General features: G+C 72.1%; 21 protein-coding genes. 1 reads left to right on the forward strand and 20 read right to left on the reverse strand.

What is annotated here, in order from left to right:
• Positions 1-211 precede the first annotated feature (211 nt).
• The 8 genes from pyrF to pyrR form a co-directional block, all read right to left on the reverse strand.
• A complete protein-coding gene (gene pyrF / locus ACZ66Z_RS29190; RefSeq protein ID WP_469938344.1) occupies positions 212-1,048 on the reverse strand; it encodes an orotidine-5'-phosphate decarboxylase in 837 nt (278 codons plus the stop codon).
• Positions 1,045-2,154, reverse strand: coding sequence for a quinone-dependent dihydroorotate dehydrogenase (locus ACZ66Z_RS29195; RefSeq protein WP_469938345.1), 1,110 nt, complete (start codon positions 2,152-2,154; stop codon positions 1,045-1,047). The genes pyrF and ACZ66Z_RS29195 overlap by 4 nt, the downstream gene beginning before the upstream one ends.
• A gap of 74 nt (positions 2,155-2,228) precedes the next feature.
• Positions 2,229-5,537, reverse strand: a complete 3,309-nt coding sequence (carB, locus tag ACZ66Z_RS29200) for a carbamoyl-phosphate synthase large subunit (protein ID WP_469938346.1) — start codon at positions 5,535-5,537, stop codon at positions 2,229-2,231.
• Entirely contained in the window at positions 5,530-6,687 is a 1,158-nt protein-coding gene (gene carA, locus ACZ66Z_RS29205; RefSeq protein WP_469938347.1) for a glutamine-hydrolyzing carbamoyl-phosphate synthase small subunit, read from the reverse strand. The genes carB and carA overlap by 8 nt, the downstream gene beginning before the upstream one ends.
• Positions 6,684-7,265: a PH-like domain-containing protein gene (locus ACZ66Z_RS29210; RefSeq protein WP_469938348.1), complete on the reverse strand. Its 582-nt coding sequence runs from the start codon at positions 7,263-7,265 to the stop codon at positions 6,684-6,686. The genes carA and ACZ66Z_RS29210 overlap by 4 nt, the downstream gene beginning before the upstream one ends.
• Complete coding sequence (locus tag ACZ66Z_RS29215; protein WP_469938349.1) at positions 7,262-8,554, reverse strand: dihydroorotase; 1,293 nt, start codon at positions 8,552-8,554, stop codon at positions 7,262-7,264. The genes ACZ66Z_RS29210 and ACZ66Z_RS29215 overlap by 4 nt, the downstream gene beginning before the upstream one ends.
• On the reverse strand, positions 8,551-9,537 hold the full coding sequence (locus ACZ66Z_RS29220) for an aspartate carbamoyltransferase catalytic subunit (protein WP_469938350.1): 987 nt from the start codon (positions 9,535-9,537) through the stop codon (positions 8,551-8,553). Before ACZ66Z_RS29220 ends, ACZ66Z_RS29215 begins: the two co-directional genes overlap by 4 nt.
• A gap of 83 nt (positions 9,538-9,620) precedes the next feature.
• Complete coding sequence (gene pyrR / locus ACZ66Z_RS29225) at positions 9,621-10,187, reverse strand: bifunctional pyr operon transcriptional regulator/uracil phosphoribosyltransferase PyrR (RefSeq protein WP_469938351.1); 567 nt, start codon at positions 10,185-10,187, stop codon at positions 9,621-9,623.
• Positions 10,188-10,432: 245 nt separating this feature from the next.
• Here pyrR and bldD point away from each other — a divergent pair, with 245 nt between their 5' ends.
• Positions 10,433-10,933, forward strand: a complete 501-nt coding sequence (gene bldD, locus ACZ66Z_RS29230) for a transcriptional regulator BldD (RefSeq protein WP_015032294.1) — start codon at positions 10,433-10,435, stop codon at positions 10,931-10,933.
• Between the two features lie 150 nt (positions 10,934-11,083).
• Here bldD and nusB read toward each other — a convergent pair whose 3' ends face one another.
• The 12 genes from nusB to ruvX form a co-directional block, all read right to left on the reverse strand.
• Entirely contained in the window at positions 11,084-11,521 is a 438-nt protein-coding gene (nusB, locus tag ACZ66Z_RS29235; protein WP_469938352.1) for a transcription antitermination factor NusB, read from the reverse strand.
• 2 nt (positions 11,522-11,523) lie between these two features.
• Positions 11,524-12,090 carry an elongation factor P gene (efp, locus tag ACZ66Z_RS29240; RefSeq protein WP_469938353.1) on the reverse strand — a complete coding sequence of 189 codons (567 nt, stop codon included), beginning with the start codon at positions 12,088-12,090 and terminating at the stop codon, positions 11,524-11,526.
• A 49-nt stretch (positions 12,091-12,139) separates the two neighbouring features.
• Positions 12,140-13,252 (reverse strand): aminopeptidase P family protein, encoded by a 1,113-nt coding sequence (locus ACZ66Z_RS29245; RefSeq protein WP_469938354.1) that lies wholly within the window; start codon positions 13,250-13,252, stop codon positions 12,140-12,142.
• 60 nt (positions 13,253-13,312) lie between these two features.
• Positions 13,313-14,374, reverse strand: coding sequence for an AAA family ATPase (locus ACZ66Z_RS29250; RefSeq protein WP_469938355.1), 1,062 nt, complete (start codon positions 14,372-14,374; stop codon positions 13,313-13,315).
• A 131-nt stretch (positions 14,375-14,505) separates the two neighbouring features.
• On the reverse strand, positions 14,506-14,961 hold the full coding sequence (aroQ, locus tag ACZ66Z_RS29255) for a type II 3-dehydroquinate dehydratase (RefSeq protein ID WP_469938356.1): 456 nt from the start codon (positions 14,959-14,961) through the stop codon (positions 14,506-14,508).
• On the reverse strand, positions 14,958-16,055 hold the full coding sequence (aroB, locus tag ACZ66Z_RS29260; protein ID WP_469938357.1) for a 3-dehydroquinate synthase: 1,098 nt from the start codon (positions 16,053-16,055) through the stop codon (positions 14,958-14,960). The genes aroQ and aroB overlap by 4 nt, the downstream gene beginning before the upstream one ends.
• Positions 16,052-16,570 carry a shikimate kinase gene (locus ACZ66Z_RS29265; protein ID WP_469938358.1) on the reverse strand — a complete coding sequence of 173 codons (519 nt, stop codon included), beginning with the start codon at positions 16,568-16,570 and terminating at the stop codon, positions 16,052-16,054. Before ACZ66Z_RS29265 ends, aroB begins: the two co-directional genes overlap by 4 nt.
• On the reverse strand, positions 16,567-17,751 hold the full coding sequence (aroC, locus tag ACZ66Z_RS29270; RefSeq protein ID WP_469938359.1) for a chorismate synthase: 1,185 nt from the start codon (positions 17,749-17,751) through the stop codon (positions 16,567-16,569). Before aroC ends, ACZ66Z_RS29265 begins: the two co-directional genes overlap by 4 nt.
• A 113-nt stretch (positions 17,752-17,864) precedes the next feature.
• Positions 17,865-18,071: a hypothetical protein gene (locus ACZ66Z_RS29275; protein ID WP_469938360.1), complete on the reverse strand. Its 207-nt coding sequence runs from the start codon at positions 18,069-18,071 to the stop codon at positions 17,865-17,867.
• 85 nt (positions 18,072-18,156) lie between these two features.
• Complete coding sequence (locus ACZ66Z_RS29280; protein ID WP_469938361.1) at positions 18,157-18,999, reverse strand: shikimate dehydrogenase; 843 nt, start codon at positions 18,997-18,999, stop codon at positions 18,157-18,159.
• Positions 18,980-20,758, reverse strand: coding sequence for an endolytic transglycosylase MltG (mltG, locus tag ACZ66Z_RS29285; RefSeq protein ID WP_469938362.1), 1,779 nt, complete (start codon positions 20,756-20,758; stop codon positions 18,980-18,982). The genes ACZ66Z_RS29280 and mltG overlap by 20 nt, the downstream gene beginning before the upstream one ends.
• Before the next feature lie 101 nt (positions 20,759-20,859).
• A complete protein-coding gene (ruvX, locus tag ACZ66Z_RS29290; RefSeq protein WP_030693079.1) occupies positions 20,860-21,324 on the reverse strand; it encodes a Holliday junction resolvase RuvX in 465 nt (154 codons plus the stop codon).
• Positions 21,325-21,326 lie beyond the last annotated feature (2 nt).

Genomic DNA, 21,326 nt, shown 5'->3' on the forward strand with positions numbered 1-21,326 from the left:
AGTGGCCGTTGAACGCCTGCTCTGCCCCGGAGACTAGCGGCCGAGACCGCTCCAGTCAGCGAGAACAGCGGAAAAGTCCTGGTCAGCATCGACCGACCAGGACTTTTCCGGCATAACGACCCGGTTTTGAGCCAAGATTTCGTCAAGTGGTGAGACGGCTCACCTCCGGCCGGCCCCGCCCCTCCGACCTGCGGATTGTCCGGGAGGCGCGTCAGCCGGCGACGGCGGCGCGGATCTCGTCCGCGTAGCGGTGCGCCGAGTCCCGCAGGGCGGCCGTGTCCGGACCGTTGCGCAGGACCCCGCGGCTGACGTTCGGGACGACGTTGCCGACCGCCGCGCCGAAGACGGCCGGGAGGTCGGCGGGGGTCGCGCCCTGGGCGCCGATGCCGGGGGCGAGGAGCGGCCCGTTGATGTCCAGGTCGAAGGAGGACAGGTCGCCGAGGGTGGCGCCGACGACCGCGCCGAAGGAGCCCATCGGGGTCTCCCCCGCGTTCTCCTCGGCGAGGTGGGCGAGCATGGTCGCGCCGACGGTGCGGCCGTCCTCGCGGACCGCCCGCTGGACCTCGGCGCCCTCCGGGTTGGAGGTGAGGGCCAGCACGAAGAGGCCGGCGCCGGACTCCCGGGCCAGGTCGACGGCGGGCTTCAGGGCGCCGTAGCCGAGGTACGGGGAGACCGTCAGCGCGTCGGAGAAGAGCGGGGAGTCCTTGCGCAGGAAGGTCTCCGCGTACGCGGCCATGGTGGAGCCGATGTCGCCGCGCTTGGCGTCCATGACGACCAGGCCGCCCGCCGCGCGCAGATCGGCGGTGGCGCGCTCCAGGACGGCGATGCCGCGCGAGCCGAAGCGCTCGAAGAAGGCGGACTGCGGCTTGAAGACGGCCACGGTCTCGGCGAGGGCCTCGACGACGGTGAAGGCGAAGCGCTCCAGGCCGGCGATGTCGTCGGTCAGGCCCCAGGAGTCGAGCAGGGCGGCGTGCGGGTCGATGCCGACGCAGAGCGGGCCGCGCTCGTCCATGGCGGAGCGCAGGCGGGTGCCGAAGGAGGGGGTCACTTCGCGGCCTTTCGGTTGTCGGCGCCGACGGCCTCGGCGAGGGTGGCGTACGGGGAGGCCGCGAGGCGCGCCGCGAGGCCCTTGTGGATCGCGCGGGCGTAGAAGGGGCCCTCGTAGACGAAGGCGCTGTAGCCCTGGACGAGGGTGGCCCCGGCGAGGATGCGCTGCCAGGCGTCCTCGGCGTTCTCGACCCCGCCGACGCCCACCAGGACCAGCCGGTCGCCCACGCGCGCGTGGAGGCGGCGCAGGACGGCGAGGGAGCGCTCCTTGACGGGCGCGCCGGACAGGCCGCCGGTCTCCTTGATCAGCGCGGGGTCGGACTTCAGGCCGAGGCCCTCGCGCGCGATGGTGGTGTTGGTGGCGATGATGCCGTCGAGGCCGAGTTCCAGGGCGAGGTCGGCGACCGCGTCGACGTCCTCGTCGGCCAGGTCGGGGGCGATCTTGACCAGGAGGGGGACCCGGCGGTCGGTGACCGTGCGGTCGGCGGCCTCGCGGACGGCGGTGAGCAGCGGGCGCAGGGACTCGGTGGCCTGGAGGTTGCGCAGCCCGGGGGTGTTCGGGGAGGAGACGTTGACGACGAGGTAGTCGGCGTGGGCGGCGAGGCGCTCGGTGGACTTCACGTAGTCGGCGGCGGCCTCGGCCTCGGGGACGACCTTGGTCTTGCCGATGTTGACGCCGACGACCGTCCTGAAGACGGGGTTGCGGGCGGCCAGGCGGGCGGCGACGGCGGCGGAGCCCTCGTTGTTGAAGCCCATGCGGTTGATCAGGGCGCGGTCCGGGACGAGCCGGAAGAGGCGCTTCTTGGGGTTGCCGGGCTGGGCCTCGCCGGTGACGGTGCCGATCTCGACGTGGTCGAAGCCGAGCATCGCCATGCCGTCGATGGCGACGGCGTTCTTGTCGAAGCCGGCGGCGAGTCCGAAGGGGCCGTGCATGCGGAGGCCCAGGGCCTCGGTGCGCAGTTCCTCGTACCGGGGCGCGAGGACGGCGGCCACGAAGGTGCGCAGGACCGGGGTGCCGGCGGCGAGCCGGATCCAGCGGAAGGCCGTGTAGTGGGCCTTCTCGGGGTCCATGCGCTTGAAGACCAGGTTGAAGAAGAACTTGTACATGTGTCGGTCCAGTCCAGGTCATGACGAGGGGGACACCGCAGGTCCTGCCGGTGTCCCCCTCCTCGTACGGGCTGCTAGTCGCGGGCCGCGGTCAGGTGCTCCGCGTGCTCCTGGAGCGAGCGGACGCCGACGTCGCCGTGGCCCAGCGCCTCGATGCCCTGGACGGCCGCGGCGAGCGCCTGGACCGTGGTGAGGCAGGGGACGCTGCGCGCCACCGCGGCCGTACGGATCTCGTAGCCGTCGAGGCGGCCGCCGGTGCCGTACGGGGTGTTGACGATCAGGTCGACCTGGCCGTCGTGGATGAGCTGGACGATGGTCTTCTCGCCGTTGGGGCCCTCGCCCTCGCTGAGCTTGCGGACGACCGTGGCGTTGATGCCGTTGCGCTTGAGGACCTCGGCGGTGCCGGAGGTGGCGAGCAGCTCGAAGCCGTGGGCGACGAGCTCGCGGGCCGGGAAGATCATCGAGCGCTTGTCGCGGTTGGCGACCGAGATGAACGCGCGGCCCTTGGTGGGCAGCGGGCCGTAGGCGCCGGCCTGCGACTTGGCGTAGGCCGTGCCGAAGACCGCGTCGATGCCCATGACCTCGCCGGTGGAGCGCATCTCCGGGCCGAGGACGGTGTCGACGCCGCGGCCGTGCACGTCGCGGAAGCGCGACCACGGCATCACGGCCTCCTTGACGGAGATCGGCGCGTCGAGCGGCAGGGTGCCGCCGTCGCCGTTCCTCGGCAGCAGGCCCTCGGCGCGCAGCTCGGCGATGGTGGCGCCGAGCGAGATGCGGGCGGCGGCCTTCGCGAGCGGCACGGCGGTCGCCTTCGAGGTGAAGGGGACGGTCCGGGAGGCGCGCGGGTTCGCCTCCAGCACGTACAGGATGTCGCCGGCCATGGCGAACTGGATGTTGATCAGTCCGCGGACGCCGACGCCCTTGGCGATGGCCTCGGTGGAGGCGCGCAGGCGCTTGATGTCGAAGCCGCCGAGGGTGATCGGGGGCAGCGCGCAGGCCGAGTCGCCGGAGTGGATGCCGGCCTCCTCGATGTGCTCCATGACGCCGCCGAGGTAGAGCTCCTCGCCGTCGTAGAGCGCGTCGACGTCGATCTCGATGGCGTCGTCGAGGAAGCGGTCGACCAGGACCGGCCGGGTGGGGCTGATCTCGGTGGACTCGGCGATGTACGACTCCAGGCGGGCCTCGTCGTACACGATCTCCATGCCGCGGCCGCCGAGCACGTACGAGGGGCGTACGAGGACGGGGTAGCCGATCTCGTCGGCGATGGCCTTGGCGCCGGCGAAGGTGGTCGCGGTGCCGTGCTTCGGCGCGGGGAGTCCGGCCTCGGCGAGGACGCGGCCGAAGGCTCCGCGGTCCTCGGCGGCGTGGATGGCCTCCGGGGAGGTGCCGACGACCGGCACGCCGTTGTCCTTGAGCGCCTGCGACAGGCCCAGCGGGGTCTGGCCGCCGAGCTGGACGACGACGCCGGCGACGGGGCCGGCGAGGGTCTCGGCGTGGACGATCTCCAGCACGTCTTCCAGCGTCAGCGGCTCGAAGTACAGGCGGTCGGAGGTGTCGTAGTCCGTCGAGACGGTCTCCGGGTTGCAGTTGACCATCACGGTCTCGAAGCCGGCCTCGCTCAGGGCGAAGGAGGCGTGGACGCAGGAGTAGTCGAACTCGATGCCCTGGCCGATGCGGTTCGGGCCGGAGCCCAGGATGATCACCGCGGGCTTCTCGCGCGGGGCGACCTCGGACTCCTCGTCGTAGGACGAGTAGAAGTACGGGGTCTTGGCGGCGAACTCGGCGGCACAGGTGTCGACCGTCTTGTAGACCGGGCGGACGCCGAGGGCGTGGCGGACCTCGCGGACGACATCCTCGCGCAGGCCGCGGATCTCGGCGATCTGGGCGTCGGAGAAGCCGTGCCGCTTGGCCTCGGCGAGCAGCTCGGGGTCGAGCTTCTCGGCGGCGGCCAGGTCGTCGGCGATCTCCTTGATCAGGAAGAGCTGGTCGACGAACCACGGGTCGATCTTCGTGGCGTCGAAGACCTCCTGCGGGGTGGCGCCGGCGCGGATGGCCTGCATGACCGTGTTGATGCGGCCGTCGGTCGGACGGACCGACTCGCGGAGCAGCTCGGCCTTGTCGCCGGGCTCGCCGGTGAAGGCGAACTGCGAGCCCTTCTTCTCCAGGGAGCGCAGGGCCTTCTGGAGGGCCTCGGTGAAGTTGCGGCCGATGGCCATGGCCTCGCCGACCGACTTCATGGTGGTGGTGAGGGTGGAGTCGGCCTGCGGGAACTTCTCGAAGGCGAAGCGCGGGGCCTTGACGACGACGTAGTCGAGCGTGGGCTCGAAGGACGCCGGGGTCTTCTCCGTGATGTCGTTCGGGATCTCGTCCAGCGTGTAGCCGACGGCGAGGCGGGCCGCGATCTTGGCGATCGGGAAGCCGGTCGCCTTGGAGGCGAGCGCCGAGGACCGGGAGACGCGCGGGTTCATCTCGATGACGATGATCCGGCCGTCGTCCGGGTTGACCGCGAACTGGATGTTGCAGCCGCCGGTGTCGACGCCGACCTCGCGGATGATCGCGATGCCGATGTCGCGCAGGCGCTGGTACTCGCGGTCGGTGAGCGTCATCGCCGGGGCGACGGTGATCGAGTCGCCGGTGTGGACGCCCATCGGGTCGAAGTTCTCGATGGAGCAGACGACCACGACGTTGTCGTTCTTGTCGCGCATGAGCTCCAGCTCGTACTCCTTCCAGCCGAGGATGGACTCCTCCAGGAGCACCTCGGTGGTCGGGGAGAGCGTCAGGCCCTGGCCGGCGATGCGGCGCAGCTCCTCCTCGTCGTGGGCGAAGCCGGAGCCGGCGCCGCCCATGGTGAAGGAGGGGCGGACGACGACGGGGTAGCCGCCGAGCGTCTCGACGCCCTTGAGGACGTCGTCCATGGAGTGGCAGATGACGGAGCGGGCGGACTCGCCGTACCCGATCTTGGCCTTGACGGCCTCGACGACGCCCTTGAAGAGGTCGCGGTCCTCGCCCTTGTGGATGGCCTCGACGTTGGCGCCGATGAGCTCGACGCCGTACTTCTCGAGGACGCCCTGCTCGTGCATGGAGATCGCGGTGTTGAGCGCGGTCTGGCCGCCGAGGGTGGGCAGGAGGGCGTCGGGGCGCTCCTTGGCGATGATCTTCTCGACGAACTCGGGGGTGATCGGCTCGACGTAGGTGGCGTCGGCGATCTCCGGGTCGGTCATGATCGTGGCCGGGTTGGAGTTGACCAGGATCACCCGCAGGCCCTCGGCCTTGAGGATGCGGCAGGCCTGGGTGCCGGAGTAGTCGAACTCGGCGGCCTGTCCGATGACGATCGGGCCGGAGCCGATGACCAGGACGGACTGGATATCGGTGCGCTTAGGCACGCTCGGCCTCCATCAGGGTTACGAAGCGGTCGAAGAGGTACGCGGCGTCGTGCGGGCCCGCGGCCGCCTCGGGGTGGTACTGGACGGAGAAGGCCGGCTGGTCGAGCAGCTGGAGGCCTTCCACGACGTTGTCGTTCAGGCAGACGTGGGAGACCTCGACCCGCCCGAAGGGGGTCTCGGAGACCTCGTCGAGGGGCGCGTCGACGGCGAAGCCGTGGTTGTGCGCGGTGACCTCGACCTTGCCGGTGGTGCGGTCCTGGACCGGCTGGTTGATGCCGCGGTGGCCGTACTTCAGCTTGTAGGTGCCGAAGCCGAGGGCGCGGCCGAGGATCTGGTTGCCGAAGCAGATGCCGAACAGGGGCGTCTTGCGCTCCAGGACGGCCTGCATGACGGAGACGGGTCCGTCGGCGGTGGCCGGGTCGCCCGGGCCGTTGGAGAAGAACACGCCGTCGGGTCGCACGGCGTAGACGTCCTCGGCGGTGGCGGTGGCGGGGAGGACGTGGACCTCGATGCCGCGCTCGGCCATCCGGTGCGGGGTCATGCCCTTGATGCCGAGGTCGACGGCGGCGACGGTGAACTTCTTCTCGCCGACCGCGGGGACGACGTACGTCTCCTGGGTGGCGACCTCCGCGGAGAGGTCCGCGCCCTTCATCTCGGGCTGGCGGCGGACCTCGGCGAGCATGGTGCCCTCGTCGGCGAGCGCGCTGCCGGAGAAGATGCCGACGCGCATGGCGCCGCTCTCGCGCAGGTGGCGGGTGAGGGCGCGGGTGTCGATGCCCTGGATGCCGACGACGCCCTGGCTGCGCAGCTCCTCGTCCAGCGAGCGCCGGGAGCGCCAGTTGGACGAGACGCGGGCGGGGTCGCGGACGACGTAGCCGGAGACCCAGATGCGGCCGGACTCGGGGTCCTCGTCGTTGACGCCGGTGTTGCCGACGTGGGGAGCCGTCATGACCACGACCTGCCGGTGGTACGACGGGTCGGTGAGGGTCTCCTGGTAGCCGGTCATGCCGGTGGAGAACACGGCCTCGCCGAAGGTCTCCCCCACGGCCCCGTAGGCGCGGCCGCGGAAGATGCGGCCGTCCTCCAGGACGAGTACGGCGGGAGCAGCCTTCTGCCTCTGAGAGGCGACTCCCTGGATGGAGGTCGTCATCGTGCGATGCCTTCCGTCGTGGTGGATACGGCGTTCATGGAGTTGAGGGCCTCGACCCAGGCGGTGTGCTCGGCCGCCCGGTCGGAGCGGAAGCCGGAGTCGAGCAGCTTGCCGCCGTGCTCCCAGGTGACGATCAGGAGCCCGCCCTCGGCGAGGACCTTGCCGGCGATGCCCTTGTCGAGGCGTGCCTCGCGCAGGGCCCCGGCCGGTACGAAGAAGTCGTTCGCCCCGGGGCGGACGACCTCGATCCCGGCGTCGGTGAGCGTGAGCTCGACGCGGCTGCGGGTGCCGAGGCCGTGGGCGACGATCCGGTCGAGCCACTGCCCGGCGGTCGTGGACCCGTGGTAGCGCCCGCTGAGGGTCAGTCTCGCCTCACCGGGCGCCGGGGGCGCGGCGGGGAGCGCGGGCAGGTCCGACTGGAGGCTGCCGCGCCACTTCCATCCCTGGCGCATGAGCCAGTACACGAAGGCGACGAAGAGCAGCAGCCCGGCGACCCAGCCGAGCCGCCCGGCCCAGTCGGTCACCTCCGCCGACTTCTGCTCGGCGGCCTCTGCGGCGATTGCGATGAGTGGTGTCACGCCAGCTTCCCGTCCACGACCGTTGCCCGGCCCCGCAGGAAGGTGTGGGTGACGCGTCCCGGCAGCTCGCGGCCCTCGTAGGGGGTGTTGCGGCTGCGGGAGGCGAAGTCCGCGGGGTCCACGACACCACGGTAAGCCGGATCGACCAGCGTCAGGTTCGCGGGCTCACCTGCCGAGACGGGGCGGCCGTGGCCCGCGGCCCGTCCGATGCGGGCGGGCGCGAAGGACATCCGGTCGGCGACGCCGGCCCAGTCGAGGAGCCCGGTCTCGACCATCGTCTGCTGGACGACGGAGAGGGCGGTCTCCAGGCCGACCATGCCCATGGCGGCCGCGGCCCACTCGCAGTCCTTGTCCTCGTGCGGGTGCGGGGCGTGGTCGGTGGCGACGATGTCGATCGTGCCGTCGGCCAGCGCCTCGCGCAGGGCGAGGACGTCCTTCTCGGTGCGCAGCGGCGGGTTGACCTTGTAGACCGGGTCGTACGAGCGGACCAGCTCGTCCGTGAGGAGGAGGTGGTGCGGGGTGACCTCGGCGGTGACGTCGATGCCGCGGGACTTGGCCCAGCGGACGATCTCGACGGAGCCGGCGGTGGAGAGGTGGCAGATGTGGACGCGGGAGCCGACGTGCTCGGCGAGGAGGACGTCGCGGGCGATGATCGACTCCTCGGCGACGGCGGGCCAGCCGCCGAGGCCGAGCTCGGCGGAGACGACGCCCTCGTTCATCTGGGCGCCCTCGGTGAGGCGGGGCTCCTGGGCGTGCTGGGCGACGACGCCGCCGAAGGCCTTCACGTACTCCAGGGCGCGGCGCATGATCACCGCGTCGTCGACGCACTTGCCGTCGTCGGAGAAGACGGTGACGCCGGCGGCGGAGTCGTGCATGGCACCGAGCTCGGCGAGCTTCTTGCCCTCCAGGCCGACGGTGACGGCGCCGATGGGCTGGACGTCGCAGTAGCCGGACTCCTTGCCGAGCCGGTAGACCTGCTCGACGACGCCGGCGGTGTCGGCGACCGGGTGGGTGTTGGCCATGGCGAAGACGGCGGTGTAGCCGCCCGAGGCGGCGGCGCGGGTGCCGGTGAGGACGGTCTCGGAGTCCTCGCGGCCGGGCTCGCGCAGGTGGGTGTGGAGGTCGACCAGGCCGGGCAGCAGGATCTGGCCGTCGGCCTCGATCACGGTCGCGCCCTCGGCGGAGAGCCCGGTGCCGACCTCCGCGATGGTGTCGCCGTCGACGAGGACGTCCTGGACGTCGCCGCCGAGGACCTTCGCACCGCGGATCAGGGTCTTGCTCGTGGTCACTTGCTCTCCTCGGTACGGGCGGGGGTGGCGGGGGCGGCGGAGTCGTTGCCCCCGAGCAGCAGGTAGAGGACGGCCATCCGGATCGAGACGCCGTTGGCGACCTGCTCGACGACCGTGCAGCGGTCGGAGTCGGCGACCTCGGCGGTGATCTCCATGCCGCGGACCATGGGGCCGGGGTGCATGACGATGGCGTGCTCGGGCATCTTCGCCATCCGCTCGCCGTCGAGCCCGTAGCGGCGCGAGTACTCGCGCTCGGTCGGGAAGAAGGCGGCGTTCATCCGCTCGCGCTGCACACGCAGCATCATCACCGCGTCGGACTTCGGCAGCACTCCGTCGAGCTCGTACGAGACCTCGCAGGGCCAGGTCTCGACGCCGACGGGGACCAGGGTGGGCGGGGCCACCAGGGTGACCTCGGCGCCGAGGGTGTGGAGCAGGTCGACGTTGGAGCGGGCGACCCGGCTGTGCAGGACGTCGCCCACGAGGGTGATGCGCTTGCCGGCGAGGTCCTGGCCGAGGCCGGCGTCGCGGCCGACGAGGCGGCGGCGCATGGTGAAGGCGTCGAGGAGGGCCTGGGTGGGGTGCTGGTGGGTGCCGTCGCCGGCGTTGATGACGGGGGCGTCGATCCAGCCGGAGGTGGCGAGCCGGTACGGGGCGCCGGAGGCGCCGTGCCGGATGACGACCGCGTCGACGCCCATGGCCTCCAGGGTCTGCGCGGTGTCCTTGAGGGACTCGCCCTTGGAGACGCTGGAGCCCTTGGCCGCGAAGTTGATCACGTCGGCGGAGAGGCGCTTCTCGGCGGCCTCGAAGGAGATCCGGGTGCGGGTGGAGTCCTCGAAGAAGAGGTTGCAGACGGTCCGGCCGCGCAGGGTCGGCAGTTTCTTGATGGGCCGGTCGGCCACCCGGGCCATCTCCTCGGCGGTGTCGAGGATCTGGACGGCGTCGTCGCGGGTGAGGTCGGCGGCCGAGATGAGGTGACGCATCATCGGTGTTCGTCTCCGTGGTGGGAGGGTGAGGGCGTGCGGGCGCGCAGGGCTGTGCCCCGGGCCCGTCGGGGGCGCCGGTCCGGCTAGGAGGCGGGCTTGCTGCCGAGCAGGACGGTGTCGCGACCGTCCTCCTCGGCGAGCTGGACCTTGACCGTCTCCCGCAGCGACGTGGGGAGGTTCTTTCCGACGTAGTCGGCGCGGATCGGGAGCTCGCGGTGGCCGCGGTCGACGAGGACCGCGAGCTGGACGGCGCGCGGGCGGCCGATGTCGCCGAGGGCGTCGAGGGCGGCGCGGATGGTGCGGCCGGAGAAGAGGACGTCGTCGACGAGGACGACGAGGCGCCCGTCGATGCCGTCACCGGGGATCTCGGTGCGGCCGATGGCGCGGGCGGGCTTCATCCGCAGGTCGTCCCGGTACATGGTGATGTCGAGGGAACCGACCGGGATCTTGGTGCCGGTGATCGATTCGAGCTTCTCGGCGAGCCGGCCGGCGAGGAAGACGCCGCGGGTGGGAATGCCGAGGAGGACCACGTCGTCGGCGCCCTTGGCGCGCTCGACGATCTCGTGGGCGATGCGGGTGAGGACCCGCGCGATGTCCGGGGCCTCGAGAACGGGCCGCGCGTCGTCGCCGTACTGCTGCTGGGTGTCCATGGAGAACGGACCTCCTTCTCCGCCTCACGGGACGGCTCTTAAAGGACGTCGGATTTGCGCCGTTCACTCTACCAGGGGAAGGAGACCGGTTCCCGCGCACCCCCGAAGTCCTTCCGGACCCCGTCCCCCGGGAGGGGCCGGTACGGACCATTCGGCTTGACGGGTGGGTGTAACGCTGCGTAACCTCACAGTGAGTTACCAGCCGCGCGGCGCAGCCGCATGTCGTCACAGCGTCCGGGAGCGTTATGTCCAGCGAATACGCAAAGCAGCTCGGGGCCAAACTCCGCGCCATCCGCACCCAGCAGGGTCTCTCCCTCCACGGGGTGGAGGAGAAGTCCCAGGGCCGCTGGAAGGCGGTCGTGGTCGGCTCGTACGAGCGCGGGGACCGCGCGGTGACCGTGCAGCGCCTTGCCGAGCTGGCGGACTTCTACGGGGTGCCGGTGCAGGAGCTCCTGCCGGGCACGACCCCGGGCGGCGCCGCCGAGCCGCCGCCGAAGCTGGTCCTCGACCTGGAGCGCCTGGCCCACGTCCCGCAGGAGAAGGCGGGCCCGCTCCAGCGCTACGCGGCGACGATCCAGTCGCAGCGCGGCGACTACAACGGCAAGGTGCTGTCGATCCGCCAGGACGACCTGCGCACGCTCGCCGTCATCTACGACCAGTCCCCTTCCGTCCTCACCGAGCAGCTGATCAGCTGGGGCGTCCTGGACGCGGACGCGCGCCGCGCGGTCGCCCACGAGGAGAACTGACCCCTTACGAGGGCACAGCAGAAACGTACCGCCGGGCCCGTGGACGTCATCCGACGTTCACGGGCCCGACGCTTTTCCCCGTCGGCGTCCGCCCGCGCGAAGGGGCCCGCAGCATCGCGTGCTGCGGGCCCCTTCGCGTGCCGTGCGGGACTAGACGTCCGCGTCCCGGCGCAGGCGCGGCTTCAAGTCCTTGAAGCGCCCCAGCAGGCCGTTGACGAAGGTCGGGGACTCGTCGGTGGAGAACTCCTTGGCGAGCTGCACCGCCTCGTCGATCGCGACCGCGTCGGGCGTGCCGTCCTCCCAGAGCAGCTCGTACGCGCCGAGGCGCACGATGTTCCGGTCGGCGACGGGCATCCGGTCGAGGTCCCAGTCCACCGCGTAGGTCGCGATGAGATCGTCGATCCGCGCCTCGTGGGCCGCGTACCCCTCGACCAGCTGCATGGTGAAGTCGTTGACCGGCGGCTGGCGGTCGTCCGACCGCGCGAGCCGGACCTGGTCCGCGAGAACCTCCTGGACGGAGGCACCGCGCTGGTCCGCCTCGAAGAGGATCTGGAAGGCGCGCTTGCGGGCCTTGCTCCGAGCGGCCACGGTTACTTGTTCACCCGGCCGAGGTAGTCGCTGGTGCGGGTGTCGACCTTGACCTTCTCACCGGTGGTGACGAAGAGCGGGACCTGGATCTCGTGGCCGGTCTCCAGGGTGGCGGGCTTGGTGCCACCGGTGGAGCGGTCGCCCTGGACGCCCGGGTCGGTGTGCTTGATCGTCAGCTCGACGGCGGCCGGGAGCTCGACGTAGAGCACCTCGCCCTCGTGCTGGGCGACGGAGGCGGTGAAGCCCTCGATGAGGAAGTTGGCGGCGTCGCCGACGGACTTGCGGTCGACCATCAGCTGGTCGTAGGTCTGCTCGTCCATGAAGACGAAGTAGTCGCCGTCCATGTACGAGAACTGCATGTCACGGCGGTCGATGGTGGCCGTCTCGACCTTCACACCGGCGTTGAAGGTCTTGTCGACGACCTTGCCGGACAGCACGTTCTTGAGCTTGGTGCGCACGAAGGCCGGGCCCTTGCCGGGCTTGACGTGCTGGAACTCGACGACGGACCAGAGCTGGCCGCCTTCGAGCTTGAGCACCATGCCGTTCTTGAGGTCGTTCGTGGAAGCCACGGTTGCGGAATCTCCTGGACTGACGTGGGACCGAGGAGGCGTACGCGCCTCACAGCGCGAGCAGCTCCTTGGTCGTGATGGTGAGTAGCTCGGGTCCGCCGTCCGCCTCCTGGCGCACGACGAGCGTGTCATCGATCCGGACTCCGCCCCGGCCCGGGAGGTGGACCCCCGGTTCGACGGTGACCGGCACACAAGCGTCCAGTTTACCCATGGCCGAGGGTGAGAGCTGCGGGTCCTCGTCGATTTCGAGCCCCACCCCGTGCCCGGTGAGGGGCACGGCGGCCTCCGTGTGTCCCGCGGCGTCCAGGATCTGGCGGGCCGCCCGGTCCACGTCCCGGTATTCGGCGCCGGGCGCGAGGGACTCGCGTCCGGCCCGCTGAGCGGCGAAGACGAGCTCGTACAGCTCGATCTGCCAGTCGGCGGGGGTGGTGCCGATGACGAAGGTGCGGCCGATCTCGCACCGGTAGCCGCGGTAGTCCGCGCCCAGGCAGACGGAGAGGAAATCACCCTCCTCGACCCGGCGGTCGGTGGGCCGGTGCCCGCGGCGCCCGGAGTGCGGACCGGTCCCCACCGAGGTGGGGAAGGCGGCCCCGTCGGCGCCGTGGTCGACGAGCCGCCGCTCCAGCTCCAGGGCGAGGTGGCGCTCGGTCCGTCCCACCAGGATCGACTCCAGGAGCTCGCCGAGGGCCTGGTCGGCGATCTCCGCCGCGATCCGCAGGCAGGCGATCTCGTCCTCGTCCTTGACGATCCTGAGCTGCTCGACGGCGCAGGAGAGATCGGCGAGGTGCAGTGCGGGGGCGGCGGAGCCCATGGCCCGGTGCCGGGCCACCGTCAGGTGGTGCTCCTCGACCGCGAGCGCGTCGGCGCCGGCCCGGCGGGCGAGGTCGACGGCGGTGACCGCCGGATCGCCTCCTCCGGCGGGCAGGACCTGCTGCCGGAGGAGCTCGTCGAGCCGTCCGTCGGCCGGTTCGCCACCGGGCGCGACGGGGCAGAGCAGGACGTCCGCCTCCGGTTCCGGCCCGATCAGCAGGACGGCGCCGGGCGGTGAACCACCCGCGAGATAGCGGACGTTGGCGGGGCGGGAGACCAGGGCCGCCGGGCTGCCCGCGGCCGCGCACCGGTCGCGCAGCCGTACACGGCGGTCCGCATACACCTCTGACATGCTCCGAGCCTACGAGCGCGGCGGCGGGGCGTCCTGTTCAGAAGAGCCGACCGGGCGGGGTCACCAGGTGGGCGGGCTGGCGATCGCGCGGGCGAGGACGTCGTCGAGGACGCGCGCGGTGGTCTCGACGTCGTACGTGGAGTTGTCGATGATCGGCAGGCCGGAGCCGTACCAGCCGGCCATCCGGCCGTGGATCGCGGCGACCTCCTCGTCCGAGAGGCGCCGGTTGCCGCTGCGCTCGGCGTTGCGCTCCAGGACGACCTCCAGGCCGGGCAGGAGGACGACGGGCAGCAGACCGGGGCCGACGTGCCGCTTCCAGCCGCCGAGTCCGACGACGGGCCGGTCCGGGAAGACGGCGTCGTCGACGATGCAGGAGATGCCGTTGGCGAGGAAGTTGCGCGCGGCGAAGCCGCAGGTGCGGCGGGCCAGCCGGTACTGCGCCTCGGAGTGCTCGTTCCAGCCGGACTGCGGGTCGGCGAAACCGGAGCAGACCCACTCGCGGACGTCGTCGAGGCTGATGTGCGCGGTGGGCACGCGGCGGCGCTGCGCCCAGTGCCGGGCGACGGTGGTCTTGCCCGCGCCCGCGGGGCCGATGAGCAGGACGGCGAGGGTGGCCGCGCCGGTCCCGGCGCCGTGCTCCACGGGCGGCGCGAGGGGCGCGCTCACCGGCGGCAGCAGCGGCACGTGCCCGGTCGCCTCCGGGCGCGACGGACCGGAGGCGGGGTACTGCGGACCGGCGGGGTGCTGCGGACCGCCGACGGGATGCTGCGGGGCCCCCGGGTGCGAGGGGCCGCCGGACGGGTGGGGCGCAGCGGGGTGCTGGGAGGTCGCCTGGTGCCGCGGTATGCCTCCGGGGCCGCCCCAGCCCGCTCCGGGCGCCGGGGGCGGCGGTGCGTGCGGGGGGCGGGGGGCACCGGCCCGGGCCGTCGGGTGGAGACCCGGCCCGGACGCCGGCCCCGGGTACGGGGCGGCCGGCGGGACGGACGGAGGAACGGGCGGCTGCCCGCCGAGGTCCCCGCCCCCCGGCCCGGGTCCGGGCACGGGTCCCGGCCCGGGTCCGGGGCCGGTCGCCCGGCCCGACCGCTCGGGCGGTGGCAGCGGACCGCCCCCTGCGTGCTGCATCCGGTGCCACTCCGTCTCGTACGCCTGATGGATCCCCGGACCGGTGTGTCCGTGGACGGCGGAACGTTACCGCCCCTGACCCCCACGAGGGGAACGGCCGGGGGCCCCGCCTGGTGCCCCGTCAGGCCGTGTCAGTCGGTGAGCTCCTCGGCGAGCGCCCGCAGCGCCAGCCGGTAGGAACCGATCCCGAACCCGGCGACCGTGCCGGTCGCCACGGCCGCGACGACCGAGGTGTGCCGGAACTCCTCGCGGGCGTACGGGTTCGAGATGTGCACCTCGATCAGCGGGGCGGTCCGCTGGGCGGCGGCGTCCCTCATCCCGTACGAGTAGTGCGTGAAGGCCCCGGGGTTGATCACCACCGGGATCGAGCCGTCCGCGGCCTCGTGGAGCCAGCGGATCATCTCGCCCTCGTCGTTGGTCTCCCGCACCTCGACGTCGAAGCCGAGCTCCGCGCCGAGGGTCCGGCAGGACTCGACGAGCCCCTTGTAGGAGGTGGCGCCGTAGATGTCGGGCTCGCGGGAGCCGAGGCGGCCCAGGTTCGGGCCGTTCAGCACGAGGACCGGGCGGCCCGGACGCGCCTCGCTCACGCGGACACCTCGCCGTAGGCCGCGATCAGGACGGCCGGGTCGGGGCCCTCCAGGACGGTCGGCTTGCCGATCCCGTCGAGCACGATGAAGCGCAGCAGGTCGCCGCGGGACTTCTTGTCGACCCGCATCGTCTCCAGGAGCTTCGGCCACTGGTCGCCGCGGTAGGTGAGCGGCAGGCCGACGGACTCCAGGATCGCCCGGTGCCGGTCGGCGGTGGCGTCGTCGAGCCGCCCGGCGAGGCGGCCCAGCTCGGCGGCGAAGACCATGCCGACGGAGACGGCGGCGCCGTGGCGCCACTTGTACCGCTCGTTCTTCTCGATGGCGTGGGCGAGGGTGTGGCCGTAGTTGAGGATCTCCCGGCGGCCGGACTCCTTGAGGTCGCCGGAGACGACCTCGGCCTTGACCCTGATCGAGCGGACGAGCAGCTCGGCGGTGTGCGGACCGGCCGGGGTGCGGGCGGCCTGCGGGTCCTCCTCGATGAGGTCGAGGATCACCGGGTCGACGATGAAGCCGGCCTTGATGATCTCCGCGAGGCCGCTGACGTAGTCGTGCACCGGCAGCGAGTCGAGCGCCGCGAGGTCGCAGAGGACCCCGGCGGGCGGGTGGAAGGCGCCGACCAGGTTCTTGCCCTCGGCCGTGTTGATGCCCGTCTTGCCGCCGACCGCCGCGTCGACCATGGCCAGCACGGTCGTCGGCACCGCGATCCAGCGCACGCCCCGCAGCCAGGTGGCGGCCACGAAGCCGGCCAGGTCGGTGGTGGCGCCGCCGCCGACGCCGACGACGACGTCGCTGCGGGTGAAGCCGGTCTGGCCCAGCGCCTTCCAGCAGTAGGCGGCGACCTCGGCGGTCTTCGCCTCCTCGGCGTTCGGCACCTGGATGGCGACGGCCTCGTAGCCCTGCTCGGCGAGGTCGGCGCGGAGCGCCTCGCCGGTGTCGGCGAGCGCCTCCGGGTGGATCACGGCGACCCGCTTGGCCCGGGTGCCGATCAGGGCGGGGAGCTCGCCGAGGAGCTGCCGCCCGACCAGTACCTCGTACGGATCGGTGCCCGCGGAACCGCCGACCTGGATTCGGGTCACCTGGTCCTGGTCCGTCATACGTCCTTCAACTCCAGTGCGTCGAGGACCGCCTGGGCGACCTCTTCGGGGGTGCGGTCGTCCGTGGCGACGACGACCCGTGCGACTTCGGTGTACAGATGGCGGCGCGCCTCCATCAGCTCGCGCCACTGGCGGCGCGGGTTGACGGCGAGCAGCGGCCGCGCGGTGTTCAGGCCGACGCGGCGGACCGCCTCCTCGACGTCCATCGAGAGGTACGCGACGGGCAGTCCGGCGAGCAGGGCGCGGGTCCCGGCGTCCAGGATCGCGCCGCCGCCGAGGGCGAGGACGCCCTCGTGCTCGGCGACGGCCGTGGCGACGGCTTCCCGCTCCAGGGCGCGGAAGTGCTCCTCGCCGTCCTCGACGAAGATGTCGGAGATCTCGCGTCCTTCGGCGGCGACGATGTCGGCGTCGGTGTCCCGGTAGGGCGCGCCGAGCCGTTCGGCCAGGAGCGCGCCCACCGTGGACTTGCCGGAGCCCATGGGCCCGACGAGGACGACCAGGGGTCCGGCGGTCACCGGACGTTCAGGTTGTCGAGGTACGACCGCACGTTGCGGCGGGTCTCGGGGACGCTGTCGCCGCCGAACTTCTCGACGACCGCGTCCGCCAGGACCAGCGCGACCATCGCCTCGGCGACGATCCCGGCGGCCGGCACGGCACACACGTCGGAGCGCTGGTGGTGGGCGGCCGCGGCCTCGCCGGTGGCGACGTCGATCGTGGCCAGCGCGCGCGGCACGGTCGCGATCGGCTTCATCGCGGCGCGGACGCGCAGCAGCTCACCGGTGGTCAGGCCGCCCTCGGTGCCGCCGGAGCGGCCGGAGGTGCGCTTGATGCCGTCCTCGGTGCGGACGATCTCGTCGTGCGCCTTCGAACCGGGCACGCGGGCGAGGTCGAACCCGTCGCCGACCTCGACGCCCTTGATGGCCTGGATGCCCATGAGGGCGGCCGCGAGCCGGGCGTCGAGGCGCCGGTCCCAGTGGACGTGCGAACCGAGCCCGACCGGCACTCCGTACGCGAGGACCTCGACGACGCCGCCGAGGGTGTCGCCGTCCTTGTGGGCCTGGTCGATCTCCGCGACCATCGCCTTCGACGCGTCCGCGTCGAGGCAGCGCACCGGGTCGGCGTCGAGCTTCTCGACGTCGGCGGGGACCGGGTAGAGGCCGTACGGCGCCTTGGCGGCCGCGAGCTCCACGACGTGGGAGACGATGTCGATGCCGGCGGCCTCCTTGATGAAGGACCGGGCGACGGCGCCGAGGGCGACCCGGGCGGCGGTCTCCCGGGCGCTGGCGCGCTCCAGGATCGGCCGGGCCTCGTCGAAGCCGTACTTCTGCATGCCGGCGAGGTCGGCGTGGCCGGGCCGGGGCCGGGTCAGGGGCGCGTTGCGGCCCGTCTCCTTGAGCTCCGAGGGGTCGACCGGGTCGGCCGACATGACCTTCTCCCACTTGGGCCACTCGGTGTTGCCGACCATGACGGCGATCGGGGAACCGAGGGAGAGGCCGTGCCGGACGCCGCCGAGGAAGGTGACCTCGTCCTGCTCGAACTTCATGCGGGCGCCGCGCCCATAGCCGAGGCGTCGCCGCGCGAGATGGTCCGCCACCAGCTCAGTGGTGACCGGGACGCCGGCGGGCAGACCCTCAAGGGTCGCGACCAGCGCGGGTCCGTGGGATTCCCCAGCGGTCAGCCAACGCAACCTGCTCAACGATGCTCCTCATGCTCGCGCCCGGCACTGCGACGGCACGACCGGGTGCGCGGCCCTGGCCCGCCACCCCCGATCCTCCCATGCCCGGGGGGCGAACCCGCCCCCCGGTCCAGCTATCGGACGTCGGCCTCGCTCTCCTGCCCGGCCTCGTCGCCCTCCCGGTCGGCGCCGCTCTCCTCGAGGGGCGCGCCGAAACGCTCGCGCAGCCAGTCGAGGCCGAGGTGGACGACCACGGCGCAGCCGAACGCGAGCAGCGGATACCTCACCCATTCGGGCAAGTGGTGGTGGAACACCGCGAGGACCACGCGCACGATGTCCACGGCCACGCCCCACCGCGACGCCAGTGTGAATTCCCCGCCCGTGTCCACTGCCGCTCCCCCGCGATCACTCGGTACGGGGTGGAGCCTATCGGGCCGCCAGCGCCTGCTCCCCCGCCGCCCGCATGGCCGCGAGCGGACCCTTCGGGACGCCCGTCATCCGCTCGACCTGGAGGACCGCCTGGTGGACCAGGAGGTCGAGGCCGCCGACCACCTTTCCGCCGCGCTCGGACCAGGCCGCGGCGAGCGGGGTCGGCCAGGGGTCGTACAGCACGTCGAAGAGCGTGCCGACGCCGTCGGGGACGGCGGTCGCGAGGGCGTTCGTGGTGCCGGCGGGGGTGGTCGCGACGACCAGCGGCGCGTCGAAGGCCTCGGCCGCCCGCTCCCAGTCGGCGGTGCGGACGTCCACGCCGAGCCGCTCGCCCCAGCCGCGCATCTCCTCGGCGCGCGCCTCGCTCCGCACGTACGCGGTGACGGGGCCCGCGCAGATCCGGGCCAGGGCGGCGAGCGCGGAGGAGGCGGTGGCGCCGGCGCCGAGGACGGCCGCCGACTCCACCTTCTCGACGCCGCGCTCGCCGAGCGCGGCGATCATGCCGGGAACGTCGGTGTTGTCGCCGACCCGGCGCCCGTCCTCCTGGAGGACGACGGTGTTGACGGCCTCCACGGAGGCGGCCGTGTCGCCGATCTCGTCGAGCAGCGGGATGATCGCCCGCTTGAGCGGCATGGTCAGCGAGAGCCCGGCCCAGGTCCCGTCCAGCTCCGCCACGAATCCGGGCAGCGCCGCCTCGTCGACCTCGAAGCGGTCGTACGACCAGTCGTCGAGCCCGAGCGCGGCGTACGCGGCCCGGTGCAGGACCGGGGAGAGCGAGTGGGCGATCGGCGAACCGAGGACGGCCGCGCGGCGGCGCGTCTCACTGGCCGGTGTTGGCATTGAACTTGTCCTTCAACCTGTTGTGCTCGGCCAGGGTCTTCGCGAACTCGGTCTTGTTCATGCCGTCGGTGGCGACGAAGTAGAGCCAGCCGTCGTTGGTGGGGTTGAGCATGGCGGCCAGCGCCTCGTTGCCCGGGTTGCCGATCGGTCCCGGCGGCAGTCCCTTGTGCTTGTACGTGTTGTACGGGTCGGTGTTGGTGTTCGCCTCCTGCTCCGAGATCTTGATCTCGCTCTGACCCTTCAGGTAGTTGAGGGTCGAGTCGAACTGCAGCAGTTGGACGGTCTCCATGTTGCTCGGCTTCAGGCGGTTGTAGACGACCTCCGCCATCTTGCGGAAGTCCTCGTGGGTCTTGCCCTCCGCCTGGACCAGGCTCGCGACCGTCAGGAGTTCCCACGGTCCCTTGACGCCGAGCCCCTTGGCCTTCGCGGTCAGGTCCAGCTTGGCGTACTCCTGGTCCGCGCGGGACACCATCTTGCGCAGCGCGTCCTCGGGCTTGCTGTCCTTGGCGACCGGGTAGCTCGCGGGGAAGAGGAATCCCTCCAGCGGGTCCTTGAGCTCCTCGTGGTCCCTGGCCCAGGCGGGCAGTCCGAGGGAATCCGCCTTCGCGAACGCGATCTCCTTGGTGGTGCCGGGCTTGAGGTCGAGGCGCTTGTCGATCTGGTCGTACACCCAGGCGTTGCGCCTGCCCTCGGGGATGACGAGGTTGGCCTGGCTCGCCGGGTTCAGCATCAGCGTGACCGCGCTCTCGGCCGACATCTCCTTCTTCAGCGTGTAGACGCCCGCCTGGATCGAGAGGCCCCTGGGGTTCTTCTGCTGCGCCGAGACGAAGGCGTCGACGCTCTTGACGACGCCCGCCTTCTTGAGGATGTTGCCGATCTCGTAGCCGCCCGCCTGCTTGGGGATCTCGATCTGGACGTCCCCGCTGCCGCTCCCCGCGTAGTCGGGCGCCGCGCCGAACTCGCCCTGCCAGAACTGGTAGCCGAAGTAGCCGATGCCGCCGACCCCGCCGACCAGGACGAGGGCGACGACCAGGCAGGCCACGCCGTTCTTGCCTTTGCGTTTCTTCGCTTTGCTCCGGCGTTCGCGGTCGCCGTCGCGGGAGCCGCGGCCGCGCCCCGGCTCCCCGCCGCGGTCGTCGTGGTCGTCGTCCTCGTCGTCACCGCCGGTGAAGAAGGGGTGCTTCTCCTCCTCCGGCTCCGGGTGCGACTCCTCCTCCGGCGCCCAGTCGACGACCGGCTCCGGCGGGTGCTGCCGGCGGCCGGGCGGCTGGGGCGGCGGGTAGGCCTCGGGCGTGCCGTAGAGGTCCGGGTCCTGGCCGCCGTACGGGTCGGCCGGGGGCGCGCCGTAGGCCATCGCCGCCTGGCCGCTCTCCCAGCTGCCGTCGTACTGCTGTCCGAGGTGCCCGGGCGTGTCGTAACCGCCGCCCGGATACCCCGCCTCGTACTGCGGCTGCGGCTGCTGGTACTGCTGCTGGTACTGAGGATCGGCGTACTGCTGCGGGGGCTGCTCGTACTGCGGCTGCTGCTGGTACTGCTGCTGCCCTTGGTGCCCCTGCTGCTGGTACGGATCGCTCCCGTAGCCCTGGTCGGCGTGACCGCCCTGGCCGTACGGATCCGCGTAGCCCTGGTCCCCGTGGCCGTACTGGCTCGCCTGCTGGGGATGCGGGTACTGCTGCTGGCCCTCCCACCCCTGGTCCCCGTAGAGCGGGTCCCCCGGGTGCCACGGTTCGGAGCCTGGGCCCCGGCCATACTCAGTCATCGATCCCCAAACAGCCGCGAGGCTTCCGGACGATCCGCCTCTACGTAGTGCGGCAGCTGTTCGAACACCGCCGCATCGCGCGGAACGTTACCGTATCGCGATCAGATGACCACTTCGACGCCCTCACCGGGCGGATTACCTGATACCCGTTCGGACTCAAGAGCGTTCTGAAGGATGATCACGGCGGCGGCCTGGTCGATGACGGACCGCCCCTTCTTCGCCTTCACTCCCGAGGCCCGCAGGCCCTGGGTCGCGGTGACGGTGGTCATCCGCTCGTCGACCAGCCGGACCGGCACCGGGGCGATGCCCTTCGCCATCTCCCGGGCGAAGGCGCGGACCTTGGTCGCGGCCGGGCCCTCCCGCCCGCTGAGCGAGCGGGGCAGGCCCACGACGACCTCGATCGGCTCGTACTCCTCGACGATCTGGCGGAGCCGCCGGTGGGCGGCCGGGACGTCACGCCCCGGCACGGTCTCCACCGGCGTCGCGAGGACCCCGTCGGGGTCGCACGAGGCGACCCCGATCCGGGCGTCCCCGACGTCGACCGCGAGACGGCGGCCGCGGCGCATCG

The sequence above is a fragment of the Streptomyces sp. NPDC107498 genome (genome assembly GCF_055582805.1).